This window comes from Streptomyces sp. NPDC097107, from assembly GCF_044762405.1.
GTDB lineage: Bacteria > Actinomycetota > Actinomycetes > Streptomycetales > Streptomycetaceae > Streptomyces > Streptomyces thinghirensis.
Window position 1 is genome coordinate 430,830 of the sequence record NZ_JBIWEF010000006.1, and the last position, 26,099, is coordinate 456,928.

Here is a 26,099-nt window from a genome sequence, read left to right on the forward strand (position 1 = left end):
CGCTCATATGCTAACCCGACCGCCCTTCTGATCGATCAAGTGGGTCCCTTGCTGATCAGATGAGTGCCGGTGGTGGCCGACGGGCGCCGATCCGGACGCCCGCCGGCCCTGACCCGCCTCAGCGTGCGCCGCTCCAGGAGTGGGCGACGTCCACGACGACACGGCCGTCCAGTGCCAGCACCCGGAAGGGCAGCCGGGCACGGACGCCGAGCCCGATCTGCGTCTCGCCCTCGAAGCTGCCGGCGAACCGGGCGTCCCTGAAGGTGCGGTACCCGGTCAGGTCGACATCGGGCAGGGGCCGGCCGGCCCGGCCCGGATACGTGGGGGCGCCGGCCTCGGGGCGGTATCCGGGCGCGGCGACCCGGACCTCCAGGACCGCTCCGCCGCCGACCGCGATCGGACGGCCCGAGCCGTCCTGGTGCAGCCGGTCGACGTACCGGACGAAGTAACCGAGGCGGTCGGCGTTGGCCCCGGGCACGTCGACGACCATGCGGTCGAAGCACGCGTGGCGCGCGGCCCTGACGTCCCGCACGGGCGTCGTCGTGCCCGCGACGCGGGTCTTGTCCCGGCTGCCCCAGCCGGTGGGGCACGCCGTGGTGTGCGCGGCGTTCCGCACGGTGCTCCGCGCGTCGGCGGCCGGTGCCGCGTCGGCCGCGACCGTGGCCGTTCCCAAGGCGGTGCCCGCGAGCAGGACCGCTACCCATGCTGATCGACTTTGTCGCATTGTGCCCCCCGGGGTATGGATGTTCCGGTATTGGGTGGGACGAGCGAATTGACCGGAAGGTTGCACTGCGGCGGGCCCGTCGCGAACGCCGCGGAGGGCAAAGAGGCGAGGGAGGCGAGGGGGGCGAGGGGGCCGGTCGAACTCGGTCGCCCCACCGCTCGGCGTCGAACATGATTGCGTCCTGGGCGATCGGGTACGCGAGCCTGAACCGCCCCGTGCCGATCATCGGGCGGGCCCACCACCGTCGCTACCAGGGATCTGCCATGGAAACACCCGCGAACGACAACTCCGTCTCGCCCGCCCAGCGGGCGCTGGGCGCACTTGCCGAGAACACCGAGGACACGACGGCGCTCGACACGCTCGCGAGCAGCGACGTCCTCGTCCCGGTACCCGACGACGCGAACGAGCAGGACGCCGCCGACCCCGGGATGCTGGCACTGCCGGTGCTGGAGCAGCAGGGCGGCCGCCAGGTGGTGCCCGTGTTCACGTCGGAGCTGGAGATGGCCGACCTGCTGCCGTACGTCTCCCGCTACCGCATGGTGCCGCTGGGCGCCCTCGCCGCACAGTGGCCGGCCGACGACCTGTCCCTGTCCATCGACGCGGGCTCGGAGCACCGCCTCACGCTCACGTCGGACGGCGTGCGTACTCTCCTGGCCCGTCCCTAGGGGCGGGAGTCCTCCACGCCGCCGAGCATGCGGGCCAGTGCGGCCCGCTGCAGCGGCAGCACCTCGGTGTACAGGTCCCGGCCGCTGCGCGTCAGGGTGACGTACACACCGCGGCGGTCCTCCGCGCACATCGAGCGCTCCACCAGGCCGTCCTTCTCCAGCCGGGCGATGAGCCGGGACAGCGCGCTCTGGCTCAGGTGGACCCGGCCGACCAGGTTCTGCACCCGGCACTGGGCGCCCTCCCCGGGCGCCTCGGTCACCAGGAGGTCGAGCACCTCGAAGTCGCTCGCGCCCAGACCGTGCGGGTGCAGTACGCGGTCGATCTCGCACATCGTGCGCGCGTGCACCGAGAGGATCTCCCGCCACCGCTCCTCGAGCCGCCCGCCGGCCGTCTTGACTGCCATACCTGCACGGTAACACCGAAGCGACTGTTCCTTGTCCGTGCAACTAGTGTGCGTGCAAGGACCGGCTAAGGGTGCGGAGGGGCAACGGGGTCCGTTCAGGCCGAGTCGCGCTTCACCAGCTCCGTCGGCAGGATCACCGCCGCCGGGTCGTCCCCGCCGATCTGGGCCAGCAGCACTCGCACCATCTCCGCGCTGATCCGGTCCCAGGGCTGCCGGATCGTGGTCAGCTCGGGACTGGCGGCGACCGCCGCGGGGGAGTCGTCGAAACCGCCCACCGCCACGTCCCCGGGCACCCGCCGCCCCGCCCGTTGCAGCGCCGCCAGCACTCCCTGCGCCATCAGGTCCGACGCCACGAACACGGCGTCCACGTCCGGCGCCTGCGCCAGCAGCCGCTCCGCCCCCGCCTCACCGCTGGCCCGGCTGTAGTCGCCCGATACGACGAGCCGTTCGTCGACGGTGACGCCGGCCTCGCCGAGTACCTCCTTGTACCCGGCCAGGCGCTCCACACCACCGGGGGTGTCGAGCGGGCCGGTCACCACACCCACCCGCCGCCGCCCCAGCGACAGCAGATGGCGGACCATGTCCCGGGCGCCGTCCCGGTCGTCGGCGGCCACGTAACTCACCTTCGAACCCAGCCCGATCGGCTTGCCGCACGCCACCAGCGGCACACCCGCCGCGCGCAGTTCCTCGGCGACCGGGTCCCCGGAGTGGCTGGAGACCAGCAGCACGCCGTCGACGTGCCCCGCCGTGATGTACCGCGTTATGCGCCGCCGCTCGTCCTCGGTACCGGCCAGCATCAGCAGCAGCGGCACGTCGTGCGCGGCCAGCGCCTGGGTGCAACCGCGCAGCAGGACGTTGAAGTTGGGGTCCTCGAAGAACCGCTCCTGCGGCTCGGTGAGCAGGAAGCCCACCGAGTCGGACCGCCCGGTGATCAGCGACCTGGCGTGCCGGTTGACGACGTAACCGGTCTTGCGGATGGCCGCGTTGACGGACTCCTGCGCGGCCGGACTGACGTAGTGCCCGCCGTTGAGCACCCGCGACACCGTGCCCCGCGACACTCCCGCCTCGCGCGCCACGTCGTGGATCGTGGGCGGTCGGCGCCGGCCCCCCGTGTTGCTCATGGTCATGACTTTACGGCCCCGGAGAGCAGGTCGAGGCTCCAGAACCGCTGGACGACCAGGAAGAGGGCGACGAGCGGCAGCACCGCGAGGAAGGCGCCGGTGATCACCAGTGTGTAGAGCGCGGGCGTGTTCGCGCCCTGCTCCAGCAGCGTGTACAGACCGAGCGTCATCGGGAACTTCTCGTCGTCGCTGAGCATGATGTAGGGCAGCAGGAAGTTGTTCCACACGGCCACGAACTGGAACAGGAACACCGTCACCAGTCCCGGCACCATCATCGGCAGCGCGACCCGGGTGAAGATCCGCCACTCGCTCGCGCCGTCCATCCGCCCGGCCTCCACCACGTCGGCGGGCACGGCCGCCGCGGCGTAGATGCGCGCCAGGTAGACGCCGTAGGGGGAGAGGATCTGGGGGAGCAGCACGGCCAGGTACGAGTCCGTCAGGTTCGCCTCGGCCAGCAGCAGGTACTGCGGCACGGCGAGGATCACCGGCGGCATCAGCACGCCCGCCAGCAGCACGTTGAACAGCGTCTCCCGGCCGCGGAAGCGGTACGTCGCCAGCGCGTAGCCGCTGAACGCCGACACGGCCGTGGACAGCAGGGCGCCGAGACCGGCGTAGAGGGCCGAGTTGGCCATCCACCGCCAGTAGACGCCGTCCCGGTAGGCGCTCAGGTCGCTCACGTTGTCGGCGAAGCCCGTGCCCGGCAGGAAGGTGAAGGTGGAGAACAGTTCGCTGCCCGACTTGGTGGCCGCGATGACCACCCAGGCCACCGGCAGCAGGCAGTAGACCGCGCCGAGCAGCAGTGTGAGCGTCGGGACCGGTGCGATGCGGCGGCGCCGCGGCGGGCCCTGCGCCGTGCCGGGCGTGGTGCCCGCCGCCGGCCGCGCCTTGCGTACGGCGAGAGAACTCATCGTGCTGCCTCCTGCTTGTTTCGACGGTTCGCTGCCCGCAGAAAGCCGAAGGACAGCACCAGGGTGACGAGCGCGATGATCGCCGCCTGGGCGGCAGCGGCGTGGATGTCCCCCTTGCCGAAGGCGTCCTGGTACACCTTCATCAGCGGACTCCAGGTGGTCGACACGGAGTTGGTGAGCGGCTTGAGGGTGGTCGGCTCGTTGAACACCTGGAGCGTGGCGATGATCGAGAAGAAGAACGTCAGCACCAGCGACGGCACCACCATCGGAATCTTGATCCGCAGCGCGATCTGCAGCGGGGAGGCACCGTCCAGCTTCGCCGCCTCGTACACCTCGGCCGGGATGGCCCGCAGCGAGGTGTAGATGACGATCATGTTGAAGCCGGTGCCGCCCCAGACGGCGATGTTCGCCAGGGCGAGGTAGAGCGGGCCGCCGTCCAGCAGGTCCGGCTGCGGCAGACCGAGCCGGTCGAGCACGAAATAGAAGGGGCTGACGTCCGGCAGGTACAGGAAGCCCCACAGCAGCGCCGCCACCACGCCGGGAATGGCGTACGGCAGGAAGATCGCGAGCCGGGTGACCGGGGTGAACCGCACCTTCTCGGAGTCGAGCATCAGGGCGAACAGCAGGGCGAGGCCCAGCATCACCGGCACGACGACGCAGCCGTAGCCCAGGACGCGCAGCGCCCCGTCCAGCAGCTCGCCGTCGGTGAGGGCGTCGGTGTAGTTCTGGAGACCGGCCCACACCTCCTCGCGCGCCCCGGCGCCCAGTCCCAGCCCGGAGACCTCCACCTTGCGGAAGCTGAGGTGGACGGCGTAGCCGATGGGCAGCGCGAAGAAGAGCAGGAACAGGGCGATCGCGGGGATCAGGAAGGCATACGGGGCGCCCTTGACCCCGTACGGCCTCCGGCGTGCCGTCGTACTGGTCACCGGGCGACCTCGAAGCCCTGCTTCTTCAGGTCGGCGACCGTCTCCTCCTGCATGGTGCCCAGGGCGGCGGTGAACCCCGACTTGCTCTTCGCGGCGGCGCCGAACGCGTCCTTGAAGGCCGTGTAGGCGACGTTGACGTTGGGGCCCCAGGCCGAGGGCGCCGTCGTCTTCGCGATGGCGGCGGCCTTGGTGTAGAAGTCCGGCTGGTTGGCGAAGAACTCCGGCGGATTGGAGAAGGCACCGCTGAGCTGGGCGGAGGTGGAGGCCGGGTAGATGCCTCCCTCCGTGGCCAGGGCGCTGAGCGCGTCGCCGTCGGTGTTCAGCCACTCGGCGAACTTGGCGGCGGCCTCCTTGTGCTCGGAGTCGGTGGTGACGCCGGTGGAGGAGCCGCCCCAGCTGCCGGTGCGGTTCTCGCTGTCGGACCACTGGGGGAGCGGGGCCATGGCCCACTTGCCCTTGGTGTCGGGCGCGGCCGTGGTCAGCGTGCCGGGCGCCCACACGGCGCTGACCCAGGCGATCTGCTTGCCGGTGTTGAGTGCCTTGTTCCAGGCCGGGGTGTACATCGGCTGGTTGTCGACGGCGCCCTCCTCGACGAGGCCGCCCCAGAAGTCGGCGACCTTCTTCGTCGCCGCGTCGTCGATGCCGACCTTCCACTTGTCGCCCTCGGTCGTCCACCACTGGGCGCCCGCCTGCTGGGCGAGACCCGCGAAGAGGCCGGAGTCGTTGGCGGAGAAGGTGGTGAGGTCCTTGTCGGGCGCCGCCTTCTTCAGCTCGCGCGCGGTCTCGGCGAACTCGTCCCAGGTGGCCGGGACCTTCAGGCCGTACTTCTTGAACAGGTCCTCGCGGTAGTAGAACATCATCGGCCCGATGTCCTGCGGGACGGCGTAGACGGCGTCCGTGCCCAGTGTGGTCTGCTGCCACACTCCCTCGGCGAACTTGCCCTTCACGTCACCGACCTCGTCCGATATGTCGGCGAGCGCGTCGTTGCTGACCAGGGTCGGCAGCGCCTGGTACTCGGCCTGCACCAGGTCGGGCCCCTGGCCGGCCTTGTGGGCGGTGAGGATCTTGGTGACCAGCGTGTCGCCGGACGCCTGCTTCTTCACCGTGACCGTGATCTGCTGCTCCTCGCCCGGCCCCTTGTTCCACAGGTCGACGACCTTGTCCATGCCGGGCGTCCAGGTCCAGTACGTCAGCGAGACCGGGCCCGACCGGGCGTCGCTGTCGTCGTCGGACGAGCCGCAGGCGGCGAGGGTGGTGGCCCCGAGGGCGACGGCGACGGCCGAGGTCACCAGGCGACGGCGCTTCGTGTACGGCATGGAACTCTCCCCTGACCTGGGGTCTCCGCCTGCTGCGAAGACCTGCCATGCTTCTGTGAGCGTTCACAGTAGAGAAACATCCCGGACACTTGTCAATGGTTGTTGCTGTGCGGTTATGTTGGGCTCGCACTGCCGAAAGAATGTGTGCACGTTCCCAATTGATCGATCACATCGGGAGACCATCCATGCCGGAGACCACCCCCAGGGGCCTGGCCGGGCTCGCCTTCGGCGGGGACTACAACCCCGAGCAGTGGCCGGAGGAGACCTGGCAGGAGGACGTCCGGCTGATGCGCGAGGCCGGCGTGACGATGGTGAGCGCCGGGATCTTCTCCTGGGCGCTGCTGGAACCCGCCCCCGGCGCCTACGACTTCGCCTGGCTGGACCGCCTCCTCGACCTTTTGCACGACAACGGCATCCGCGCCGACCTCGGCACGCCCACCGTCGCCCCGCCCGCCTGGTTCTACCGGGCCCACCCCGAGGCCCTGCCCGTGACCGCCGAGGGGCTGCGGTACGAGTTCGGCTCCCGGGGCGCCATCTGCCACAGCAACGCCGACTACCGCGCCGCCGCCGCGGACATCACCACCAGGCTCGCCGAGCGCTACGGCACCCACCCGGCCCTCGCGCTCTGGCACGTCCACAACGAGTACGGCGTCCCCGTCTCCGCCTGCTACTGCGACTCCTGCGCCGCACACTTCCGCCGCTGGCTGGCGACGACGTACGGCACCGTCGACGCCGTCAACGAGGCCTGGGGCACCGCCTTCTGGGGCCAGCGCTACGCCGACCTCGACCAGATCAACCCGCCGCGCACGACCCCGACGGTGGGCAACCCGGCCCAGGCGCTGGACTACAAGCGCTTCGCCGACGCCACCATGCGCGAGAACTTCCGCGCCGAGCGGGACATCCTGCACCGCCTCTCGCCCGGCGTCCCCGTCACCACCAACTTCATGACCGCGCTCAGCCAGTGCGACTCCGTGGACTACTGGGCGTGGGGCCGCGAGGTCGACCTCGTCACCAACGACCACTACCTGATCACCGACGGCCGCCGCACCCACGTCAACCTCGCCATGGCAGCCGACCTCACCCGCTCCGTCGCGGGCGGCGCACCCTGGCTGCTGCTGGAACACTCCACCTCGGGCGTCAACTGGCAGCCCCGCAACCCCGCCAAGGCCCCGGGCCAGATGGCCCGCAACTCCCTCGCCCACGTGGCCCGCGGCTCCGAGGGCGCCATGTTCTTCCAGTGGCGGCAGTCGAGGCGCGGCGCGGAGAAGTTCCACTCGGCGATGCTGCCGCACGGCGGAACCGGAACACGCGTCTGGCGCGAGGTGACCGAACTGGGCGCCTCGATCGACTCACTGGCCCCCGTCCGCGGCACCCGCACCGAAGCCGACGCGGCCATGGTCTGGGACTGGCAGTCCTGGTGGGCGCAGAACCTCCAGTGGCGTCCCAGCGAGGACCACGATCCCCGCGAACGCGCCGACGCCTTCTACGAAGCCCTCTACGACCGCCACCTGACCGTCGACTTCGCCCACCCGGAAGCCGACTTGTCGGCCTATCCACTTGTCGTCGTCCCCGCGCTGTACCTCGCGACCGAGGCGGCCGGGAACAACCTCCGCGAGTACGTCGAGAACGGCGGCACCCTCGTCGTCTCGTACTTCTCCGGCATCGTCGACGAGCACGACGCCGTCCATGAGGGCCCCTACCCGGGCGCGCTCAGGGACGTGCTGGGCCTCACCGTGGAGGAGTTCTCGCCCCTGCTCGCGGGCGAGCGGGTCGGGCTCACCGGCCCGGACGGCTCCGGGCAGACCGGCGACGTGTGGACGGAGTTCGTCGTGCCGCGCGGCGCCGAGCCGGTGTGGGCGTACACCGACGGCCTCACCGCGGGCCACCCGGCCGTCACCCGCCACCGCCTCGGCGAGGGCACCGCCTGGTACGTCTCCACCCGCCTCGGCGCCGAAGGCCTGGACGCCGTGCTCGGCCGGGCGGCCGAGGACGCGCGCATCAGCCCCCGCGCCGACCTGCCCCGCGATGTCGAAGTGGTGCGCCGCGCCGGCGAGTCGGGCACCTACCTGTTCGCGATCAACCACTCCGCCTCGGACGCCAAGGTGCCGCTGGACGCGCACGGCACCGAACTGCTCACCGGGGAGCGCGCCGCGGGCCGCCTCGCGGTCCCGGCCGGCGCCGTGCGGATCGTACGGCTCGACACCCCCTAGCCCCGGTTCTCGCTGTTTCCGCCCCATCCCCCAGTCGAAGGGACCACGGACGACGATGTTCCATCCCAGACGCACTCTCAAGCCCCGACGCACTCTCAAGGCCCTGCTGCCGCTCCTCGTGGCCGGGCTCGCCCTCACGGGCCTGCCGGACCGGACCGCCCATGCGGCGAGCACCCTCACCAACGGCGGCTTCGAGACCGACGCCGGCGGCGCGGCCACGCCCGCCGGCTGGACCGAGTACGGCTCGACCGGCGCCTCGTACACCGAGGCCGGCGGCCACAGCGGCGGCAACCGCCTGAGCCACTGGTCCTCGTCCGCGTACAGGGTCGAGACGTACCAGTACCTCTCCGGGCTGGCCGACGGCAGCTACCGGCTGACCGCCTGGGTCCGCTCGGGAGGCGGCCAGAACGCAGCCTGGATAGCCCTGAAGAACTGCGGCGGTGCCGAGCAGCGCACCGACCTTCCCGTGTCCGCCGCTGGGTGGATCCGGATCGTCCTGCCCGTCAATGTGACCGCCGGTCAGTGCACTGTCAGCATCAACAGTGACGCGAACGCCGGTAACTGGATCAACGTCGACGACCTGACCTTCACGCCGGGCACGACCTCCGGACTGCCGGTCAAGGGGGCCGACGTCTCGTCCCTCGCCAAGAGCGAGGCCAAGGGCGGGACCTACCGGACGACTTCGGGGCCCGCGGGCGACGCGCTCGGCATCCTGAAGTCCGCCGGCATGAACTACGCCCGCCTCAAGGTCTGGGTGAACCCGGCCGACGGCTACAACGACAAGGCGCGCGTGCTGGCGACCGCCAAGCGCGTCAAGGACCGGGGCATGAAGCTGCTGGTCGACTTCCACTACTCGGACACCTGGGCCGACCCGGGCGCCCAGAGCAAGCCCGCCGCCTGGGCGGGCCACTCCTACGGCCGGCTGAAGACGGACGTGTACGACCACACCCACGACGTACTCGACGCGCTCGAGGCGCAGGGCACCGGCGCCGACATGGTGCAGGTCGGCAACGAGATCAACGGCGGCATGCTGTGGAACGAGGGCTCCACGGACAACTGGACGCAGCTCGCCGGGCTGATCAACAGCGGATACGACGCGGTCAAGAGCGTCGACGCGGCAACCCCCGTAGCGCTGCACCTGGCCAAGGGCGGCGACCTGTCGGGCACCCGCTGGTGGTTCGACAACGCCGTCGCGCACGGCGTCCGGTTCGACGCGATCGGCCTGTCGTACTACGGCTACTGGCACGGCCCGCTGTCCGACTTCCAGACCACCCTGGACGACGCGGCCGCCCGCTACGGCAAGCCGGTCTTCGTCGCCGAGACTGCCTACCCGTTCCGGCTGGACAGTGAGGACGCGCACGAGAACATCATCGACGTCGCCGGCGAGCTGGTCCCCGGCTACCCGGCGACCCCCGCCGGGCAGACGGCGTGGATGAACACGGTGGCGAACATCGTGGAGGCAGTCCCGAACGGCCGCGGCCTCGGCGTCTTCTACTGGGAGGCGACCTGGACCGCCGTCGACGGCAACGGCTGGGACCCCGCCGACCCGTCCTCCGGCAACGGCTGGGAGAACCAGGCCCTGTTCGGCTACGACGACAGGGCGCTGCCGGCCATGGCGTGGTTCCGTCACCGCTGACACCTCCTGTGCCGTACGGGACGGCTCGCTACCGGACAAGGCGCCGGAGTCCCGGACAGCGGGGCCCCGGCTGCGGGACAGTGGAAGGACACGGTACGGGCGGGCCCGGACGGAGGGAGGACGAGATGCTGAGGACCCCCGCGCACGGTGCGCGTCTCGACATCCTGGAGTGGCTCAAGGATCCGGCCGCCCACTTCCCGCCCGAGTACCACGCGGACGTCGTCGCGCACGGCGTCCGCGCGGAGCTCGTCGCCGTGAAGCTCGGCGTGTCCCGCCGGGCGGCCGGAACCCACCTCGACCTGCTCGCGAAGACCGGTCTGCTCCGCACCGGCATCATCCGCGGCCGGACGCACTACCGGCGCGACGAGGTGCGGATCGCCGAGGTGGCGCGGATGTTCGAGAAGGGTTGGTCGACCGGCGGCCGCGCCACCCGACGAGTGCCCCGGGGCCGCGCCGGCGTTAGGCTGACCCCAGGCGCGGCCCCGGGGCGCGCGGCGCGGCGGTGGGGCCGCCGTACCCGAACCGCGGCACCGCTGCCGCCGACGGTCCCTACTTGCGAACGGGGGCACCCCCTGCCCGGCGAGTAGGAGACGTACGACCATGACAGCCCCGGGCACCGAGAGCGCCGCCGTCCGGCGCGGCCAGGCGCCGGTCGTCGTGGCCGTCTCCCTGGGCGGCGGCACGGGCGCCGCCGCCCGCTACGCGGCCTCCCTGTGGTGGCCGACGCAGACCGGCGGCTTCCCCTGGACGACCTTCTGGGTCAACGTCGCCGGCTGTGCCCTGATCGGCGTGCTGATGGTGGTCGTCACCGAGGTGCGGGGCGCCCACCGCCTCGTCCGGCCCTTCCTGGGCACCGGAGTCCTCGGCGGCTTCACCACCTTCTCCACCTACGCCGTCGACATCCGGCACCTGCTCGCCGCCGACCAGCTCCGTACCGGTCTCCTCTACCTCGCCGCCACCCCTCTCGCGGCCCTCGCGGCGGTGTGGCTCGCCACCTGGGCGACCCGCCGCGCGTCACCGCCCGGAACACGCGGGGGCGCGGACGCGAAGGGTGCGGGGTCGTCGTGAACTGGCTGCTGGTCGTCGCGGGCGGCATGGTCGGTGCCCCGCTCCGCTACCTCACCGACCGCGCGGTGCAGGCGCGGCACGACTCGGTCTTCCCCTGGGGAACCTTCACGGTGAACGTCGTCGGCTGTCTGGTGCTGGGCCTGCTGACCGGCGCGGCACTCGCGGGAGCCGCGGGCTCCGACCTGCGGCTCCTGCTCGGGACCGGGCTGTGCGGTGCCCTCACGACGTACTCGACCTTCTCCTACGAGACGCTCCGGCTGACCGGGGCGGGCGCACGCCTCCTGGCCGCCGTGAACGTGGCGGCGAGTGTGCTGGCCGGCCTGGGGGCGGTGTGCGCCGGGGTGACGCTGGCCGACGCGCTCTGGGCCTGACACGAGGCACCGTCCCGCACTCCTTCACGCCTTCGTCATCTACCGGATCGCGGTCGGCGTCCCGCTCCTCGGGCTGCTCGGCGCGGGCGTGCTGCACAGCTGACCGCGCGGCCGGACCCGGCACGCCCCCGCCGCTCAGTGGGCGTCGCGCAGCGGTTCACCGACGCTCCGCAGATGCCGCAGCGCCTCGCGGTACGACGCGAGCAGGCCCGTCTGGCAGTACGGGACGCCCAGTTCGGCGCAGTACCGCTCGGTGATGCCCTGGGCCCTGCCGAGGGCGGGCGTCGGCATGCTGGGGAAGAGGTGGTGCTCGATCTGGTAGTTGAGGCCGCCCATGAACGCGTCGACGAGCACGCCGCCCCGCACATTGCGGGAGGTGAGGACCTGGCGGCGCAGGAAGTCGAGCCGCATGCCCTCCTCGATCATCGGCATGCCCTTGTGGTTGGGAGCGAAGACCGAACCGAGGTAGACCCCGAACAGCCCCTGGTGCACGGCGATGAACGCGAGCGCCTTGCCGGGGGAGAGGACCGTGAACAGAGCGCCGAAGTACAGGGCGAAATGGGCGACGAGGAGCGTGCCCTCCAGAACCGGCCGCTTCACGGACGGGCTGCGCAGGGCCTTGAAGCTGCTGAAACTCAGATTGAGACCTTCCAGCGTCAGCAGCGGGAAGAACAGGGCGGCCTGGTGTTTTCCGACGAAGCGGGGAAGCCCCGCGGCCCTGGTCGCCTGGCGCCGTGACCACACCAGGATGTCGGGGGAGACGTCCGGGTCCTTCTCCTCGTGGTTGGGATTCGCGTGGTGGCGCGTGTGCTTGTTCATCCACCAGCCGTAGCTCATCCCCAGCAGCAGGTTCGCCACCAGGAGACCGCCGGTCTCGCTGGGGCGCCGACGCGAGAAGACCTGCCGGTGGGCGAGGTCGTGGGCGGCCAGCCCGAGCTGGCCGAAGACGACGGCCAGCGCCACCGCGACGAACAGCTGGCTCCAGCTGTTCCCCAGAGTGACGAAGGCGGCGACACCGCCCGCGAGCGCGAGGGCGACGGCTCCGAAACGGACCGTGTAATACAGCGGGCGGCGCCGGAGCAGCCCCGCGTCGGCCATACGCCGTGAGAGTTCGGAAAAGTCGCTCCCTCTTTCGCGTCCCTTTTCCTGTTCGCGGGTGGGCAGGCTCTCGATGAGCACCGTTGAGTTGGCCATGCACCGCAGTATGCGGGCGGCTTCCCCGGCCGCAGAATGACGGTCGCCACCCGAAGCAGGGGGTGGCTGGCACCACCCCTGCCCTGGGGTCCTCCCTTGACAGCTCTCCGCCCGACCCGCAGGAGCGGCGCACCGCCCTGCCGCGGCCGGAGATCCTGGCGGGCCGGCGCACCGCTCCCGCCCGACTGTGCGCCGGGAGCGGCCCGGAGGAAGAATGGCGGGCATGAGTACGCGGACGACCTTCCAGCCGGTCCTGGAGCGCATCGCCGAGGAGATCGAGCGGACCCCCGGCAGTGGTCGGCCCGCCGACTACATCCCGGCGCTCGCCGCCTGTGATCCGCGCCGCTTCGGCATGGCCGTCGCCGAGCCGGACGGCACGGTGTACGGGGTGGGGGACTGGCGCGAGCCATTCTCCGCGCAGTCCATCACCAAGGTCTTCACCCTCGCCCTCGACCTGTCCCGCGAGGGCGACGCGCTCTGGGAACACGTGGGCCGCGAACCGTCCGGCAACCCGTTCAACTCCCTGGTGCAGCTGGAGTACGAGAACGGCATCCCGCGCAACCCCTTCATCAACGCGGGCGCCCTCGTCGTCACCGACCGTCTGCACACCCGTACCGGGGACGCGGCGGGTGAACTGCTCGCCTTCCTGCGCGCGGAGAGCGGCAACCCGGACCTGACCTACGACGAGGAGGTCGCCGCCTCCGAGACCGCGCACGGCGACAGGAACGCCGCCCTCGGCCACTTCATGGCGTCGTACGGCAACATCGACAACCCCGTGCCCGTCCTGCTGGAGCAGTACTTCCGCCAGTGCTCCGTCGCCGCCTCCTGCGCGGACCTCGCCCTGGCGACCGGGTTCCTGGCCCGGCACGGCATCCGCGCGGACGGCACCCGGCTGTTGAGCCGCAGTCAGGCCAAGCAGGTCAACGCGGTGATGCTGACCTGCGGGACGTACGACGCGGCCGGTGAGTTCGCCTACCGGGTGGGTCTGCCGGGCAAGAGCGGGGTCGGCGGCGGCATCATCGCGGTGGTGCCGGGCCACTGCACGCTGTGCGTGTGGAGCCCAGGCCTGGACGAGCGGGGAAACTCGGTGGCCGGCGTGGCGGCGCTGGACCGCTTCACGACACTGACGGGCCTGTCGGTCTTCTGACCGGACGACCCGGGCGCCGTCAACTCCCCTCGGCCCGCACGAACTTGAGCCGTAGCGCCAGTGCCATGACCCCCGCGCCCAGCCCGGCGACGCCCACGATGGCACCGGTCTCCGGCCAGCCCGCATGGTCCTGCGAGGGCCGCGCCGCCACGACCGCCGCGGGTACGGCCTGCGGGCCCGGCAGCGGCCGGGCGCCCCCGGATTCCAGCGATCCCACCGGGTCGACGTGCCCGGCCGCCTCGAAGCCCCAGTCGAGCAGCGAACGGGTCTCCTCGTACACGGCGTGGCCGCCGCCCTCCTGCGGGTTCATCACCGTCACCACCAGGGTCCGCCCGTCGCGGCGGGCGGCCGCGATCAGTGTGTTGCCGGCGTCGCTGGTGTAGCCGTTCTTGATGCCGATCAGCCCCGGGTACGGCTCCACCCCGTCCGCCCCGGTGAGCAGCCGGTTGGTGTTGATGATCCCGAACGAGTCCCCGTTCCGGCCGGGGAACATCGCGTCGACCTTGGCGCAGTACCGCGCGAAGTCCGGGTTGCGCAGCCCCGCCCGGCCGAAGACCGCCAGATCGTACGCCGACGACACCTGGCCCGGTGCGTCGTAGCCGTCCGGTGAGCGCACGTGGGTGTCGAGAGCGCCGAGGGCGCGGGCCTCGGCCTGCATCCGGGCGGCCGTGGCGCTCCAGCCGCCGGTGAGCGAGGCGAGGACGTGGACGGCGTCGTTGCCGGAGTTGAGGAAGACGCCGTTCCACAGGTCGGAGACCCGGTATGTGTGGTCCTCGACGACACCGACCAGGCTGCTGCCGGGCCCGATGCCGGTCAGCTCGTCGGCGCTCACCTCGTGGCGGATGCCGCCCGGCAGGACCGGCAGCACCGTAAGAGCGAACAGGGTCTTCAGGGTGCTGGCCGGCGGGAGCTTGCGATGAGCGTCATGTGCCGCCAGCACGTCGCCGGTGCCGGCGTCGGCGACCACCCAGGACAGCGCCGAGACATCGGGGACTCCGGGCGCGCCGGGGCGGGGCCGGACCTGCGTCCCGGAGCGGTACAGCGGCGACGCCTGGGCCGCCGCCGCGCGTGGCCCGCCGGGCGGACCCGGGTCCGGCAGCACCGCACGGGCGGCCGCGGCGGCGGGCATGAGCGTCAGCAGCCCTGCCACACAGAGCACACAGGAGGATCGAGCCGCCCGGGATGAGAATCCGATAGTCATACCGCAAACGTAGGAACGGGCCCCCGGACCGCCACGCTCCCCGGGCCGAGTCGCGCCCGCAAGCACCCGGATGCCGTAGGGAGGTGGGCCGGCCGGGGCCCACCGGCCGACGCGCGGCCTCAGTCGGCGGGCGGCGTCGGCTGGACGCGCCGCAGGAACGTGGCGTTGTCCGGCGTCTGGCGCATCCGCTCCAGCAGCGTCTCCAGCCCGGACTGCTCGTCCCGGCCCCCCAGGGCCCGCCGCAGCCCGCGCACGGCGGTCGATTCGGCGGCGGACAGCAGCAGCTCCTCGCGGCGGGTGCCGGAGCCGGTCATCTCCACGGCCGGGAAGACCCGGCGGGAGGCGAGCTCCCGGCTCAGCCGCAGCTCCATGTTGCCGGTGCTCTTGAGCTCCTCGAAGTAGAAGTCGTCGGCACGCGAACCGGTCTCCACCAGGGCGGTGGCGAGGATGGTGAGCGAACCGCCCTCCTCGGCCGTCCGGGCGGCGCCGAAGAACCGCTTCGGCCCGAGCAGCGCCCCGGCGTCGACACCGCCGCTGAGCGTGCGGCCGCTTAAGGAGGCGGCGTTGTTGTGCGCCCTGCACAGCCGGGTGAGGGAGTCGAGCAGGATGACGACGTCCTCACCGGCCTCGACCAGGCGCTTGGCCCGCTCGATCACGAGCTCGGCGAGCGCGATGTGCTGCTTGGCGCTCCGGTCGAAGGTCGAGGAGTACACCTCGCCCTGTACCGAGCGCCGCATGTCGGTGACTTCCTCGGGCCGCTCGTCGAGCAGCACCACCATCAGGTGGGAGTCGGGGTGGTTGCCGGCGACGGCGGCGGCGATCTGCTGGAGGAGGACGGTCTTGCCGGTCTTCGGCGGGGCCACGATCAGGCCGCGCTGGCCCTTGCCGACCGGGGCGATCAGATCGGCGACCCGCCCGGTCAGGCCGGCCGCCGGGTGTTCGAGGCGCAGCCGCTCGTGCGGGTGCAGTGGTGTCAGGTCGTGGAAGTGCCGTCGGCCGCCCTGCCGGTCGGGCGTGCGGCCGTTGACGCGGACGATGTCGGTCAGGGTCCGCCGGTCGCCGCGCACGCCCTCGACCAGGTCGCCCTTGCGCAGGCCGTGGCGGCGGATCAGCGCGGGGGAGAGGGCGGGGTCGGACGGCTCGGGCTGGAGGCTGCTGCCCCGCAGCTGCCCCTTCCCGCCCGCGTCGATGTCGAGGACACCGTTCGCGATCTCGGCCGGGGGCTGCTGTACAGGGGGGCGTTCGAGTGTGGTGGTCATGGTGTTCGGTCCTTTCGAGGACACGGGCATGGGGCATGCGGAAGGAAGGGGGGAGAAGCCGTGCGAGGGGTCGGACGACACGCCTCCGGACGGCGGGAACAGCACCTCGGGTACGGCGGGGAAGGGCCCTGCTCACGAGGTTGTGCTGAGAAGCGGACGCGCCGGTCGCACAGGGACGGGCGGGTCGGCGAACCGAAGGGAAACCGGCACCGGCGCCCACAGAGGGCGTACGCGAGTGCTGGACGCAGCCTACCACGGCAAGTGGACGAGCGGCCGTGGGGTGGGACGTTCACTGCGTCCCACCCCCGGGTTCAACAAGGCCGGAACGGCGTTCCATTCCGTCTTCCGCATGTGCCGGGCCGGGCTCAGACGCCCGAACGCCCCTGAGCCTCCTGCGCTTCCTGGGCGATCCGGTCGAACTGCGCGCCCATCGCGGCCTGGAGTGCCTGCGCACCCGACAGCGGGCGCACCATCACCGTGAGTTCGTCGATACGGCCGGACTCGTCGAGGTGCAGGAAGTCGCAGCCGCTGATCTCGCGGTCGCCGACCCGCGCCGTGAAGACCAGGGCGTGGTCGGGGCCGTCGGCCTCGCCGATGACGCGTTCGTAGCGGAAGTCCTCGAAGACGCGGGTGACGCCGCGCAGGATCGCGGCCGTGATCGCCTTGCCGTGGTAGGGCTTGAACACGACGGGGCTGGTGAAGACGACGTCCTCGGCCAGCAGTGCCTCGACGGCGCCGAGGTCGTGGGCCTCGACCGCCGCGCGGAATGCCTGCATCGTATCTCCTCGGTGAGAAGTACTGAACTATTTGAATAGGTGCGGAGTAGGCTAGCCTCCGCTTGCTAGCGTGTCGACATGTCTCTCAAGTACGCCGTCCTGGCCGCCCTGCTGGAGGGCGAGGCCTCGGGCTACGAGCTGTCCAAGGTGTTCGACGTCTCGCTCGCCAACTTCTGGCCCGCCACGCCGCAACAGCTCTACCGGGAACTGGAGCGCCTCGCGGGCGACGGGCTCATCGAGGCGCGGACGGTGCCGCAGGAACGCAGGCCCACCAAGCGGCTGTTCTCGCTCACGGAGGCCGGCCGGGAGCAGCTGAGCGCCTTCGCCGCCGAGCCGACCCGGCGCCCCACCGCCATCCGCGACGAGTTCCTGATCAAGATGCAGGCCATGGACGGCGTGGACCCGGATCGGGTCCGCGAGCTGGTGGAGGAGCGCAGGTCCTGGGCCCTGGGGAAACTCGCCCGCTACGAACGCGTCCGTGAGCGCCTCCTGGACGGCCGCGAGGAGGAGGAGCACCTGCGCGACTCCGACCGCGTCGGCCCCTACCTCACCCTGCTGGCCGGGATCACCTTCGAGCGCGAGAACGCCCGCTGGTGCGAGCGCGTCCTCACGGTGCTGCGGGAGCGGCGCGCCCCCACCGGGCCCGCCGGGCAGCCTCTAGGCTGACCGGATGTTCAGCCCCGAAGGCCCCACCCTGCGCGAACTCACCGTCCAGGCACTGTCGTCGGTCGAGCGCGGCTACGACCTGCTCGCCCCGAAGTTCGAGCACACCCCGTACCGGACGCCGGGCCGGGTGCTCGACGCCGTGGCCTCGGCGCTGGCGCCGATGGGGCCGTTCGGCGCCGGACTCGACCTGTGCTGCGGTACCGGCGCGGGAGTGGACGTACTGGCCCGGGTGTGCCGGGAGCGCGTGACGGGGGTCGACTTCAGTGCGGGCATGCTGGAGGTCGCGCGGGGGCGCGTCGTGCGTGAGGGGCCGGCTCTCTCCTGGGTGCGCGCGGACGCCCGCGCCCTGCCGTTCGGTCCCGAGTTCGACCTCGTGGTCAGCTTCGGTGCGTTCGGCCACTTCCTGCCCCGTGAACTGCCGGGCCTGTTCGTTCAGGTGCGCTCCGTACTGCGCCCGGGCGGCTGCTTCGCCTTCCCCGTGGTCGCGCCGCCCCGCCCCGGCTCCCGCGGCTACTGGACGCTGCTCGGCTTCGACGCCGTGATGCGGGCGCGCAACGCGCTGTGGCGGCCGCCGTTCGTCATGTACTACCGGACGTTCCGGCTCGGGGACGTGGGCCGGGAACTGGCGCGCGCCGGCTTCCGGACGGACCTGCACGCCCTGCGTGAGTTCGGGCGCCGGCCCGACGGCAGCCCGCGGGTCCGGATGGTCGTGGCCCGGCGGCTGCCCTGACGGCGGGCGCGGGCGGGGTCACCCGGCCGCCGGCAGGGTGAACTCGTAGACCAGCGCGTCCTGTCGGGAGTCCACGAGGAGGTCCGTGATCTCCAGGGGCCGTGCGTACTGGTCGTGCACCCGCCGCACGACCCGCACCGACGGCGTGTCCGCGAGGCGGCTGATCGTGTCGCGGTGATGGAGGGTCAGTCCCGCGCGGCGCATCCAGTCGTAGGCCCGCCGCAGGTGCGCCGACGCGGTGCCGTCGGCGCGGTCGCGGTACCGGGCCAGCTCCTCGACCTCGGCGAGCGCCACGGCGGAGAACGAGGTCACCGCGGTCCGCCGGCCGGTTCCGTCGGCGGTCGCGGACAGGTAGCGGTGCACCAGGGTCGGCCGGTCCGGCGCCAGCCCCAGTGCCGCGGCGTGCTCCGGCGAGGGCACCTCCCAGGTGACGGTCGCCCGGTCGCCGGTGGACGGCTCCGCGGTCCGGGCGCCGACCGGGAAGGTGAGGGACGCCGGGCTCTGCGCCGGTGGGCCGGGCAGGGCGGCGTGGCTGCCCCGCCGGTCGGTGGCGAGCAGGCCGTCCCGGCGCAGCACCTCCAGGGCCTGCCGCACGGTCTCCCGGCTCACCCCGAAGTGCTCGGCCAGTCGGCGTTCGCCCGGCAGTCGTGCGCCCGGTGGGACGGTCCCGTCGCGCAGCTCGCCGAGCAGCTGTACGGCCACCCGCCGGTAGAGGGGCTGTGCGTCGGTGAGCGGGTGGTCGTGCGGGGTGGTGGTGCGGACCATGCCGCGCCCTCCTGTTTGGTGACGTGCGGTAGCCGCGCGGGCTCGGTGCGCCACCAGAACTATCATTGGTCTAAACCAACCGGGAAGAGCTGTCCGCCGGTTCGGCCGAAACCTCACCTGCGCGTCGACCGTCCGTCACCCCCTCACAAGGCGCCGTACAGGGCCTCCACCAGTGCCGTCTTCCGCGGGTCGTCGGCGATGTGCGGTCCCGTGCGGTTCATGACGCAGCCCAGCGACACCCCGGCGTCCGGGTCCGCCAGGCCGCAGGAGCCACCGAAGCCGTCGTGTCCGAAAGCCCGCGGATCGGGACCGTAGGAGCCATGGGGGCCGCTGAGCCACAGCCCCGGCCCGGCTTCGGTCTCGTGCGCGAAGCCGGCGCCGAGGACGAGGTCGCGGCAGGCACCCTGCCCCTCGCGCACCCGCTCGGCGGCTTCCCGGGACAGCGCGCGGTGGCCGGCGTACGAGCCCCGGCCCGCGAGGAGCCCGTACAGCGCGGCGACCGCCCGCGCGGTGCCGTGTCCGTTCGCCGCCGGTATCTCGGCGGCCCGCCACGCGGCGGTGTTGGCCTCCGTGACGCCGATCGGGGGACTGGTGAGCGCCGCCACGGCCGCGGGCGCCAACCGGGCGAAGACCGCGGCCCGCTCGCCATGGGGCCGCCCTCCGCCGTACGCCCGGAGCCGGGCCGCGGCGGTGCGGACCGGCTCCATGAACACACCGACTGGTCGGACCGGACGAAAGTCCGCCGACCCGGCCGTGGCCGGAACGCGCGGACTCAGAGGTACGAGCGCAGCCAGCGCAGCTTGGCCGCCTCCTGGAAGGGTCCGCCGCCCTCGTGGTCGTTGAAGTCGTACACCTCGATCGCCTTGTCCTCGTGCGCCCAGGCGTTGAACGCCGCGAAGACGGTCGACGGCGGGCAGGTCTGGTCCTCCAGGGCCGCCGAGAACAGGGCGGGGGCCCGGCCGCGCGCCGCGAAGTGCACGCCGTCGAAGTAGGACAGCGTGCGCAGCGCGTCCTCGGTGCGGCCGCGGTGCGTCTTGAGGTACAGGCCGATCTCCCGGTAGGGGGGCCGGTCGGTGAGCCTGGTCGCGCGCGGGAAGTCGCTGAGGAACGGCACGTCCGGCGCGACGGCCGTGAGGTCCGGCACCAGGCCGCCCACGGCGATCGTGATGCCGCCGCCCTGACTGCCGCCGAGGGCGACCGTGCGTGCGGGGTCGGTGAGCGGGTGGGAGCGGGCCGCCTCGACCGCGCGCACGGCGTCGGTGAAGACGCGGCGGTAGTAGTAGTTCTCGGGGGCGTCCAGGCCGCGGGTCATGAAGCCCGGGTACGCGGGTGTGCCGCCGATGGGGTCCGCCGTCCCGCCACCGCCGCCCCAGGCGCTGCCCTGGCCGCGGGTGTCCATCACGAAGTGCGCCCGGCCGGTGGACGCCCACAGCAGGTGCTCGTGCGGCAGCCCGCGCCCGCCGCCGTACCCGACGAACTCCACTATCAGCGGCAGCGGTTCCTCTGCCGCGGCCGGCAGGATCAGCCAGCCCTTCACCGGGTGACCGCCGAACCCGGCGAACGTCACGTCGTGCACCCGCACCGTGGACAGTCCCGTGTCGACCGGTTCGAAGCGGGCGTCCAGATCGTGCGCGCGGGCTTCGTCGAGCGTCTTGCTCCAGAACGCGTCGAAGTCCTCGGGCTCGGCCGACGCGCTGCGGTAGGCGCGGAGTTCTTCGAGCGGAAGGTCGAACAGGGCCATCGAGAACCGCCTTTGCGGGGAGACAGTGCCGGACCGTACGGATGATCACACCGTACGTGAGTGGTCGGAGGACTCGCCAGATGGTGGGCGGGCAGTCCGCCGTCCTGACCTGCGGTTCGACGGATCGAACGCCGATCAGGACGATGGCGGGTCCTGGTGACGGGGCCAGGTGGTCGGGTCACCGGCGTCGCGTCAGGCCCGGCGGTGTGTCCACTGGGGCTCGGTGAGGGCCCAGTCGCGGTCCCACTCGGCCATCCGGTGCCGGAGGGCCACCTTGCGTACGGCGCAGTGAGCGAGGAGCACCGCGAGCGCCGACCCCATGGTGGTGCACACGCCGATCGTGACGCTGTGCTGCCAGACCGCGGAACCGTCCGTCGGCGGCGGCACGCTCTTGCCCCGGGAGTCCAGCCACACGTCGACCGCGTCACCGTGCCCGGTGCCGGCCGGGACACGGGCCGTAGTGCTCCGGTCGGTACCGTCCGGCGTGCTCCAGCGGACGGTCGCGCGGTACGAGTGCTGCCCGCCGGCCTGCACCGACGGCAGCGTGTCGGGAGTCCGGCCGGCCACCTCGGCGCGGACGCGGTGCCGCTCCGCGCGCTGCTCCGCCGCGACCGCCTGGGCCTGACCGTGACCCCACCAGGCCGCGGCGGCTCCGAGTAGCGGTGCCCCCACGACCAGCAGGACCGCGACGACCAGCACGGTCCACGCCTCGACGACGTCCGACCGGCGCCGCAGCGGATTGCGCCGCATACGCCGGCCGCGCACCCGGGTTCGCATGTCGACCTCCTCGCGACCACAGCGACCGGAGGCCGTGCGACGGCCGAACGAGAGTGGGGGCCGCCGTGTCTCCGAGTCGCGCCACGCGTGCGAGTGCCCGCACGAACCTGGTACCCCGTTCGGCGCGCCTCGCTCACCGTGTCGCCCACCCCGCGGCGCCGGACGGCTGCTCCGCACCGCGGTCAGGTGCCCAGCGGCGCATGAGGGAAACCCGGGCGCGGCCGGTGCGGCCCCGGGGGTTCGGAAGCCGAGGGGTGTCCGTCAGTGGGGCGGGGCGGGGCGTGGGGCGGGGCGTGGGGCGTGGGGCGCCGTCCACCGAGGCCCGGCCGTGGGTCAGCCGAAGCGTTCGATCCTGATCCGGTCCACCGGCTGACCGGCCGCGACCAGCAGCCGCGAGGCGTGCTCCGCGAAGGAGTTGGAGCCGCACACGTAGGCCTCCCAGCCGTCGGCGGGTGCCTCGGCCAGGAGCGGTGCCAGGTGCGCGGTCGTCATCCGGCCCACGGGCGTCCCGGCCGGCGCGCCGCGGGTGAACACGGGCGTCGTCTCCGCGCCGAGTTCGCGGGCGTAGATGAGTTCCCCGGGAGTGCGCGCGGACACCAGCAGCCGCAGCGGCACCGTCAGTCCCAGCGCCCGGTGGTGCCGCACCATCGACATCAGCGGTACCACGCCGGAGCCCGCGCCCAGCAGCAGGGCGGGCCGGTCGCCCGGCCAGGCGAAGAAGCCGCTCAGCGGGCCGCGCACCTCGATCCGGTCGCCGGGCCGGGCGACCGTGTGGAACCAGCCGGACACCTCGCCGTCCTCGACGTGGTCGAGGGTCAGCTCGATGTGCCCGGAGTCGTCCGGCGCGGACGCCAGCGAGTAGTGGCGCTGGGCCACGTACCCGTCCTCGGCGGTCAGCCGCAGCATCAGGTGCTGGCCGGGCAGATGGCCCGCCCAGCCGGGTACGGCGAACCGGAAGGTGGACGCGCGGTGCGTCTCGCGGCGGACCTCCGTGAGGGTGGCGGTCTGCCACGTCCCGGCCGCCGGGCCGTCCACCTCGATGCGTCCGGGCACGGCGAACCGCGTCGGGGGAGTGAAGGACCCTGCCGTGTGCGTCGCTGTCTCAGTCACCGGAGTACCGCTGCTCCTCCCAGGGGTTGCCGCGCGGGTGGTAGCCGTTCTGTTCCCAGAAGCCCGGTTCGTCGTGGTCCAGGAGCTCAAGGCCCGCTATCCACTTGACGCTCTTCCAGAAGTACAGGTGCGGCACCACCAGCCGCGCCGGGCCGCCGTGCTCGGGGACGAGCGGCTGACCGTCGTACTCCCACACGAGCCAGGCGCGCCCGCCGGTCAGGTCCGCGAGCGGCAGGTTCGCGGTGTACCCGGTGTGCGCGTAGGCGACGGCGTGCGTGGCGGACGGCAGCGGGCGCGCCGCCTCCAGGAAGGCGTCCAGGGACACGCCCCCGAAGCGCACCCCGAACTTCGACCAGCCGGTCACGCAGTGGATGTCACCCGAGTACGCCGACGCCGGCAGCCGGTGCGCCCCGGTCCAGTCCCAGGTGCGGGGCCCGGCCACCAGCCCGCTCACGCGGAAGGTCCAGTCGGCGGGCGATATGTCGGGCGTGACCTCGGCGGACAGCACGGGCCAGTCGTCACCGGCGTCGTACTGGCCGGGCGGCAGTCCCGGCCGGGCGGCGCGCGGGCGCCCGGTGAAGCCTCGGGTGGTGTTCATGCGGTGGGGCCTTTCGGGCCGCCGCGAGGGGATGCCCGCGGCCGGCGTGATCAGTGCGTACGCGGTCAACCGTACGTGCTCTCGGGGACGGACCTCAGTCCTGGTCCTCGCCGGGTGCGGCCTCCTGCCACGCGTTGTACCGCTCCAGATACGCGGCGAAGCGGACCAGGTCCTCCTCGGGCCAGTCCGCGAGCCGCTCCCGGAAGGCCGTCCGGCGGCTCTCGGTGACCTGGGCCAGTATGTGCCGTCCGGCCGCCGTCAGATGCAGGACCTGGACGCGGTGGTCGTCCGGGTCGACGCGCCGCTCGACGAGTCCGGTGCGCTCCAGGGCGGACACCTGGCGGCTGACGGTGGACTTGTCCAGGGCGTAGTGGGCGGCCAGGTCGGTGGCCCGGCAGCCGTCCCGCTCCTCCAGATGACCGAGCAGCGTGTACGAGACCAGCGACAGCTCGGGGTGCATGCGGCCCGCCGAGGCGCGGGCGCGGCGGGCGAAGGCCGTCATCTCCCGCTGGATGGTCTCCACGGCCTCCGCCGGGCGGCCACCGGGGGTGACGGTCGTCTCATCGGGTATCTCGGCCGTCGTCACACGTCCTCCTTCCCATTGCTAGTTGTATAGTACAACTTGAAGAGGGAGTTGTATAAGCCAACTACCTGCCGCCGCCGAACCAGTCGCTGGAGGAGGTGAGCGATGAGGTCGCACGCCCTGCGCCACGTGCTCACGCATCTGATCACCCCGCTGCTGATGTGCATCGGGATGGGACTCGCGTACATGGGGGCGTTCGTCACCCCCGAGCCGAACCACCTGCCGGTCGCCGTCGTCGGCTCCGGCCCCGAGGCGAAGGTGCTCGCCCAGTCGGTCAAGGACAAGGCCGGCGACGGTCTCGACGTACGGACCGTCGCCACCCGCGCCGACGCCGTCGACCTGCTGAAGGCCCGCGACATCACCGGCGCCTACGTGCCCGGCGACAAGGCGCCCGAGGTCGTGGTGGCCACCGCCGCGTCCGACATGGGCGCCATGGCGGCGGAGAAGGTCTTCACCCCGCTCGCCGAGCGGCAGGGCGTCCCGCTGAAGGTGACCGACGTGGCCACCCCGGTCGACGACGACCCCACCGGCCAGGGCCTGTTCTTCCTGCTGATCGCGGTCAGCATCGGCTCCTACGCCTCCGTGGCCGCCCTCGGCGCCGCCGGAGCCGCCCTGTCCATGCGCGTCCGGGCCCTGCTCACCCTCGGCGTCTCCGTCGTCGTCAGCGGGATCGGCGCCCTGCTCGCCGGACCGGTGTTCCACCTCGCCCACCACGACCTCGCCGGCGTGTGGGGCCTGGCCTGGCTCTACGCGGCGGGCATCCTGTTCGTCGGCGTGGGCCTGCACACCTTCCTCAAGCGGTGGACCACACTCGCCATGATGGTGCTGTTCGTGATGCTGAACTTCACCACCTCGGGCGGCCTGTTCCGCCCCGAACTGCAGAACGGCCTCTTCGGCACCCTGCACGCCTTCTGGAACGGCGCCGGGTTCGTCGAGGGCGCCCGCAGCCTGCTGTACTTCGACGGCGACGGACTGGGCCGCAGTGTGTGGGCACTGGTCGCCTGGCTGCTGCTCGGCCTCCTGGTGACGGCCGTCGCAGGCCTCCGTGAGCGGGGCGGTACGGTGCCCGCGTCGGCCACGCCTGCCAGGCACGCGAGGCCGCACGAGCGGAAGGCGGTGCCCGCGGCGGAGGAGGCGGACGAAGAGGCCGAGGAGACCGTCGGCGTCTGATCACTGGGGTAGTGTGACCGGCGGCCGAGGACAGTCCCGGCCGCCGGACGCCTGGGAGGTGAGACCCATTACCGCTGTGTCGGCCCGGGTGCTCTCACCTCACGGCAGTGCGGTCCCCGCCAACGGGTGACCGTGAGAGCGCCCTTCGGTTCTCGAAAGGCTCTCGGCTTCCATGCCTCAGCTGTTCTCCGCCCCTTCGTTTCCCTCCTCCTCCGTCCCGTCGCCCGACTCCGTCGTGGCCGTGCTGCGCGCCGCGGGCTGCGTCTTCGCCGAGGACGAGGCGGAGCTGATCCTGGGCGCCGCCCGCACCGCCGGGGAACTCGCCGCCCTGGTGGACCGCCGCGTCACCGGAGTGCCCCTCGAACTCGTCCTCGGCTGGGCCGAGTTCCGCGGCCTGCGCGTCGCCGTCGCCCCTGGTGTCTTCGTGCCCCGCCGCCGTACCGAGTTCCTGGTGGCCGAGGCTCTCGCGCACGCGCCGGACGCGGCCGTCGTCGTGGACCTGTGCTGCGGCTCCGGCGCCGTCGGTGCCGCCCTGGCCGCCGCACTGGACCGGCCCGAGGTGCACGCCGCCGACGTCGACCCGGCCGCCGTGCGCTGCGCCCGCGGCAACCTCGCGGACGCCGGGGGCCGGGTGTACGCCGGTGACCTGTTCGACGCGCTGCCCGCGGCGCTGCGCGGCCGGGTGGACATACTCGCGGCCAACGTCCCCTACGTGCCCACCGGCGAGGTCGGCCTGCTGCCCGCCGAGGCGCGGGAGCACGAGCCGCGGGTCGCCCTCGACGGCGGCACCGACGGCCTCGAGGTGCTGCGCAGGGTCGCGGCCGAGGCGCCCCGCTGGCTCGCGCCCGGCGGCTGCCTGCTGGTTGAGACGAGCGAACGCCAGGCACCGGCGGCCGTCGGCGCCTTCGCCCGCGCCGGCCTGACGACCCGCCTCGCGGTCTGCGACGAGCTGTACGCCCATGTGGTGATCGGCGTCAGGGAGTAGCGGCGCGGTCCCCGCCAGGATCTGTCGTGCGGATCAGGCAGGCTGAGA

26 protein-coding genes and 2 pseudogenes are annotated in these 26,099 nt (G+C 72.4%); 11 read left to right on the plus strand and 17 right to left on the minus strand.

Annotated features, from left to right (window positions below; all coding sequences use genetic code 11):
• Positions 1–118 precede the first annotated feature (118 nt).
• Positions 119–724 carry a hypothetical protein gene (locus ACIQ1J_RS17440; RefSeq protein ID WP_403557524.1) on the minus strand — a complete coding sequence of 202 codons (606 nt, stop codon included), beginning with the start codon at positions 722–724 and terminating at the stop codon, positions 119–121.
• Between the two features lie 263 nt (positions 725–987).
• Here ACIQ1J_RS17440 and ACIQ1J_RS17445 point away from each other — a divergent pair, with 263 nt between their 5' ends.
• A complete protein-coding gene (locus ACIQ1J_RS17445; RefSeq protein ID WP_403557525.1) occupies positions 988–1,389 on the plus strand; it encodes an SseB family protein in 402 nt (133 codons plus the stop codon).
• Here the strand turns inward: ACIQ1J_RS17445 and ACIQ1J_RS17450 are convergent.
• The 5 genes from ACIQ1J_RS17450 to ACIQ1J_RS17470 form a co-directional block, all read right to left on the minus strand.
• Positions 1,386–1,793: a MarR family winged helix-turn-helix transcriptional regulator gene (locus ACIQ1J_RS17450; protein ID WP_210960959.1), complete on the minus strand. Its 408-nt coding sequence runs from the start codon at positions 1,791–1,793 to the stop codon at positions 1,386–1,388. The two genes, ACIQ1J_RS17445 and ACIQ1J_RS17450, sit on opposite strands and share 4 nt — an antisense overlap.
• A 95-nt stretch (positions 1,794–1,888) precedes the next feature.
• Positions 1,889–2,920 carry a LacI family DNA-binding transcriptional regulator gene (locus ACIQ1J_RS17455; RefSeq protein WP_210960958.1) on the minus strand — a complete coding sequence of 344 codons (1,032 nt, stop codon included), beginning with the start codon at positions 2,918–2,920 and terminating at the stop codon, positions 1,889–1,891.
• Positions 2,917–3,822, minus strand: coding sequence for a carbohydrate ABC transporter permease (locus ACIQ1J_RS17460; protein ID WP_403557526.1), 906 nt, complete (start codon positions 3,820–3,822; stop codon positions 2,917–2,919). Before ACIQ1J_RS17460 ends, ACIQ1J_RS17455 begins: the two co-directional genes overlap by 4 nt.
• Positions 3,819–4,748 carry a carbohydrate ABC transporter permease gene (locus ACIQ1J_RS17465; protein ID WP_403557527.1) on the minus strand — a complete coding sequence of 310 codons (930 nt, stop codon included), beginning with the start codon at positions 4,746–4,748 and terminating at the stop codon, positions 3,819–3,821. Before ACIQ1J_RS17465 ends, ACIQ1J_RS17460 begins: the two co-directional genes overlap by 4 nt.
• Entirely contained in the window at positions 4,745–6,064 is a 1,320-nt protein-coding gene (locus ACIQ1J_RS17470) for an ABC transporter substrate-binding protein (RefSeq protein WP_403557528.1), read from the minus strand. Before ACIQ1J_RS17470 ends, ACIQ1J_RS17465 begins: the two co-directional genes overlap by 4 nt.
• A gap of 185 nt (positions 6,065–6,249) precedes the next feature.
• Between ACIQ1J_RS17470 and ACIQ1J_RS17475 the strand changes: the two genes are divergently transcribed.
• From ACIQ1J_RS17475 to crcB (ACIQ1J_RS17495), 5 genes and pseudogenes are all read left to right on the plus strand, one after another.
• Entirely contained in the window at positions 6,250–8,274 is a 2,025-nt protein-coding gene (locus ACIQ1J_RS17475; protein ID WP_403557529.1) for a beta-galactosidase, read from the plus strand.
• 55 nt (positions 8,275–8,329) lie between these two features.
• On the plus strand, positions 8,330–9,910 hold the full coding sequence (locus ACIQ1J_RS17480) for an arabinogalactan endo-beta-1,4-galactanase (protein WP_403557530.1): 1,581 nt from the start codon (positions 8,330–8,332) through the stop codon (positions 9,908–9,910).
• Between the two features lie 125 nt (positions 9,911–10,035).
• Positions 10,036–10,320 (plus strand): annotated as a pseudogene (locus ACIQ1J_RS17485) (ArsR family transcriptional regulator); the annotation flags it as partial.
• Between the two features lie 190 nt (positions 10,321–10,510).
• The gene (gene crcB / locus ACIQ1J_RS17490; protein ID WP_403557531.1) at positions 10,511–10,978 is read left to right on the plus strand and encodes a fluoride efflux transporter CrcB; all 468 of its coding nucleotides are present in this window, start codon (positions 10,511–10,513) and stop codon (positions 10,976–10,978) included.
• Positions 10,975–11,349, plus strand: a complete 375-nt coding sequence (gene crcB, locus ACIQ1J_RS17495) for a fluoride efflux transporter CrcB (protein WP_403557532.1) — start codon at positions 10,975–10,977, stop codon at positions 11,347–11,349. Before crcB (ACIQ1J_RS17490) ends, crcB (ACIQ1J_RS17495) begins: the two co-directional genes overlap by 4 nt.
• A 135-nt stretch (positions 11,350–11,484) precedes the next feature.
• Here the strand turns inward: crcB (ACIQ1J_RS17495) and ACIQ1J_RS17500 are convergent, their stop codons facing one another.
• A complete protein-coding gene (locus tag ACIQ1J_RS17500) occupies positions 11,485–12,543 on the minus strand; it encodes a fatty acid desaturase family protein (protein WP_403557533.1) in 1,059 nt (352 codons plus the stop codon).
• Positions 12,544–12,766: 223 nt separating this feature from the next.
• Between ACIQ1J_RS17500 and ACIQ1J_RS17505 the strand changes: the two genes are divergently transcribed.
• Entirely contained in the window at positions 12,767–13,690 is a 924-nt protein-coding gene (locus ACIQ1J_RS17505) for a glutaminase (RefSeq protein ID WP_383554045.1), read from the plus strand.
• A 19-nt stretch (positions 13,691–13,709) separates the two neighbouring features.
• Here ACIQ1J_RS17505 and ACIQ1J_RS17510 read toward each other — a convergent pair whose 3' ends face one another.
• The 3 genes from ACIQ1J_RS17510 to ACIQ1J_RS17520 form a co-directional block, all read right to left on the minus strand.
• Complete coding sequence (locus ACIQ1J_RS17510) at positions 13,710–14,891, minus strand: D-alanyl-D-alanine carboxypeptidase family protein (protein ID WP_403557534.1); 1,182 nt, start codon at positions 14,889–14,891, stop codon at positions 13,710–13,712.
• 119 nt (positions 14,892–15,010) lie between these two features.
• Positions 15,011–16,150 (minus strand): transcription termination factor Rho, encoded by a 1,140-nt coding sequence (gene rho / locus ACIQ1J_RS17515; protein ID WP_403557535.1) that lies wholly within the window; start codon positions 16,148–16,150, stop codon positions 15,011–15,013.
• 365 nt (positions 16,151–16,515) lie between these two features.
• Complete coding sequence (locus ACIQ1J_RS17520) at positions 16,516–16,926, minus strand: nuclear transport factor 2 family protein (RefSeq protein WP_403557536.1); 411 nt, start codon at positions 16,924–16,926, stop codon at positions 16,516–16,518.
• Between the two features lie 78 nt (positions 16,927–17,004).
• Here ACIQ1J_RS17520 and ACIQ1J_RS17525 point away from each other — a divergent pair, with 78 nt between their 5' ends.
• Both ACIQ1J_RS17525 and ACIQ1J_RS17530 read left to right on the plus strand, forming a co-directional pair.
• A complete protein-coding gene (locus tag ACIQ1J_RS17525; protein ID WP_403557537.1) occupies positions 17,005–17,592 on the plus strand; it encodes a PadR family transcriptional regulator in 588 nt (195 codons plus the stop codon).
• A gap of 4 nt (positions 17,593–17,596) precedes the next feature.
• On the plus strand, positions 17,597–18,322 hold the full coding sequence (locus tag ACIQ1J_RS17530; protein ID WP_403557538.1) for a class I SAM-dependent methyltransferase: 726 nt from the start codon (positions 17,597–17,599) through the stop codon (positions 18,320–18,322).
• A gap of 18 nt (positions 18,323–18,340) precedes the next feature.
• Here ACIQ1J_RS17530 and ACIQ1J_RS17535 read toward each other — a convergent pair whose 3' ends face one another.
• The 7 genes and pseudogenes from ACIQ1J_RS17535 to ACIQ1J_RS17565 all read right to left on the minus strand — a co-directional run bounded on the left by ACIQ1J_RS17535 (position 18,341) and on the right by ACIQ1J_RS17565 (position 23,899).
• Positions 18,341–19,087 (minus strand): GntR family transcriptional regulator, encoded by a 747-nt coding sequence (locus ACIQ1J_RS17535; protein WP_403557539.1) that lies wholly within the window; start codon positions 19,085–19,087, stop codon positions 18,341–18,343.
• Between the two features lie 143 nt (positions 19,088–19,230).
• Positions 19,231–19,731, minus strand: a pseudogene (locus ACIQ1J_RS17540) (serine hydrolase); the annotation flags it as partial.
• A 128-nt stretch (positions 19,732–19,859) separates the two neighbouring features.
• Positions 19,860–20,828: an acetylxylan esterase gene (locus tag ACIQ1J_RS17545; protein WP_403557540.1), complete on the minus strand. Its 969-nt coding sequence runs from the start codon at positions 20,826–20,828 to the stop codon at positions 19,860–19,862.
• Between the two features lie 192 nt (positions 20,829–21,020).
• Positions 21,021–21,605 carry a hypothetical protein gene (locus tag ACIQ1J_RS17550; RefSeq protein ID WP_403557541.1) on the minus strand — a complete coding sequence of 195 codons (585 nt, stop codon included), beginning with the start codon at positions 21,603–21,605 and terminating at the stop codon, positions 21,021–21,023.
• 333 nt (positions 21,606–21,938) lie between these two features.
• Entirely contained in the window at positions 21,939–22,715 is a 777-nt protein-coding gene (locus ACIQ1J_RS17555; RefSeq protein ID WP_307852090.1) for a ferredoxin reductase, read from the minus strand.
• Positions 22,708–23,313: a sulfite oxidase-like oxidoreductase gene (locus tag ACIQ1J_RS17560; protein ID WP_403557542.1), complete on the minus strand. Its 606-nt coding sequence runs from the start codon at positions 23,311–23,313 to the stop codon at positions 22,708–22,710. The genes ACIQ1J_RS17555 and ACIQ1J_RS17560 overlap by 8 nt, the downstream gene beginning before the upstream one ends.
• 94 nt (positions 23,314–23,407) lie before the next feature.
• On the minus strand, positions 23,408–23,899 hold the full coding sequence (locus tag ACIQ1J_RS17565; RefSeq protein WP_403557543.1) for a MarR family winged helix-turn-helix transcriptional regulator: 492 nt from the start codon (positions 23,897–23,899) through the stop codon (positions 23,408–23,410).
• 102 nt (positions 23,900–24,001) lie between these two features.
• Here ACIQ1J_RS17565 and ACIQ1J_RS17570 point away from each other — a divergent pair, with 102 nt between their 5' ends.
• Together ACIQ1J_RS17570 and ACIQ1J_RS17575 are read left to right on the plus strand one after the other, a co-directional pair.
• A complete protein-coding gene (locus tag ACIQ1J_RS17570; protein ID WP_403557544.1) occupies positions 24,002–25,066 on the plus strand; it encodes a hypothetical protein in 1,065 nt (354 codons plus the stop codon).
• Between the two features lie 172 nt (positions 25,067–25,238).
• A complete protein-coding gene (locus ACIQ1J_RS17575) occupies positions 25,239–26,051 on the plus strand; it encodes a putative protein N(5)-glutamine methyltransferase (protein WP_403557545.1) in 813 nt (270 codons plus the stop codon).
• Positions 26,052–26,099 lie beyond the last annotated feature (48 nt).

Excerpts from the sequence above, each read along its gene's own strand:
- ACIQ1J_RS17505 (WP_383554045.1), top strand. The coding sequence starts at position 12,767 with ATGAGTACGCGGACGACCTTCCAGCCGGTCCTGGAGCGCATCGCCGAG.
- ACIQ1J_RS17445 (WP_403557525.1), top strand. The coding sequence starts at position 988 with ATGGAAACACCCGCGAACGACAACTCCGTCTCGCCCGCCCAGCGGGCG.
- ACIQ1J_RS17575 (WP_403557545.1), top strand. The coding sequence starts at position 25,239 with ATGCCTCAGCTGTTCTCCGCCCCTTCGTTTCCCTCCTCCTCCGTCCCG.
- rho (WP_403557535.1), bottom strand. The coding sequence starts at position 16,150 with ATGACCACCACACTCGAACGCCCCCCTGTACAGCAGCCCCCGGCCGAG.
- ACIQ1J_RS17570 (WP_403557544.1), top strand. The coding sequence starts at position 24,002 with ATGAGGTCGCACGCCCTGCGCCACGTGCTCACGCATCTGATCACCCCG.
- ACIQ1J_RS17450 (WP_210960959.1), bottom strand. The coding sequence starts at position 1,793 with ATGGCAGTCAAGACGGCCGGCGGGCGGCTCGAGGAGCGGTGGCGGGAG.
- ACIQ1J_RS17500 (WP_403557533.1), bottom strand. The coding sequence starts at position 12,543 with ATGGCCAACTCAACGGTGCTCATCGAGAGCCTGCCCACCCGCGAACAG.
- ACIQ1J_RS17535 (WP_403557539.1), bottom strand. The coding sequence starts at position 19,087 with ATGGTCCGCACCACCACCCCGCACGACCACCCGCTCACCGACGCACAG.
- ACIQ1J_RS17480 (WP_403557530.1), top strand. The coding sequence starts at position 8,330 with ATGTTCCATCCCAGACGCACTCTCAAGCCCCGACGCACTCTCAAGGCC.
- ACIQ1J_RS17550 (WP_403557541.1), bottom strand. The coding sequence starts at position 21,605 with ATGCGAACCCGGGTGCGCGGCCGGCGTATGCGGCGCAATCCGCTGCGG.
- ACIQ1J_RS17545 (WP_403557540.1), bottom strand. The coding sequence starts at position 20,828 with ATGGCCCTGTTCGACCTTCCGCTCGAAGAACTCCGCGCCTACCGCAGC.
- ACIQ1J_RS17520 (WP_403557536.1), bottom strand. The coding sequence starts at position 16,926 with ATGCAGGCATTCCGCGCGGCGGTCGAGGCCCACGACCTCGGCGCCGTC.
- ACIQ1J_RS17455 (WP_210960958.1), bottom strand. The coding sequence starts at position 2,920 with ATGACCATGAGCAACACGGGGGGCCGGCGCCGACCGCCCACGATCCAC.
- ACIQ1J_RS17525 (WP_403557537.1), top strand. The coding sequence starts at position 17,005 with ATGTCTCTCAAGTACGCCGTCCTGGCCGCCCTGCTGGAGGGCGAGGCC.
- ACIQ1J_RS17560 (WP_403557542.1), bottom strand. The coding sequence starts at position 23,313 with ATGAACACCACCCGAGGCTTCACCGGGCGCCCGCGCGCCGCCCGGCCG.
- crcB (WP_403557531.1), top strand. The coding sequence starts at position 10,511 with ATGACAGCCCCGGGCACCGAGAGCGCCGCCGTCCGGCGCGGCCAGGCG.
- ACIQ1J_RS17475 (WP_403557529.1), top strand. The coding sequence starts at position 6,250 with ATGCCGGAGACCACCCCCAGGGGCCTGGCCGGGCTCGCCTTCGGCGGG.
- ACIQ1J_RS17440 (WP_403557524.1), bottom strand. The coding sequence starts at position 724 with ATGCGACAAAGTCGATCAGCATGGGTAGCGGTCCTGCTCGCGGGCACC.
- ACIQ1J_RS17470 (WP_403557528.1), bottom strand. The coding sequence starts at position 6,064 with ATGCCGTACACGAAGCGCCGTCGCCTGGTGACCTCGGCCGTCGCCGTC.
- ACIQ1J_RS17460 (WP_403557526.1), bottom strand. The coding sequence starts at position 3,822 with ATGAGTTCTCTCGCCGTACGCAAGGCGCGGCCGGCGGCGGGCACCACG.
- ACIQ1J_RS17510 (WP_403557534.1), bottom strand. The coding sequence starts at position 14,891 with ATGACTATCGGATTCTCATCCCGGGCGGCTCGATCCTCCTGTGTGCTC.
- ACIQ1J_RS17530 (WP_403557538.1), top strand. The coding sequence starts at position 17,597 with ATGTTCAGCCCCGAAGGCCCCACCCTGCGCGAACTCACCGTCCAGGCA.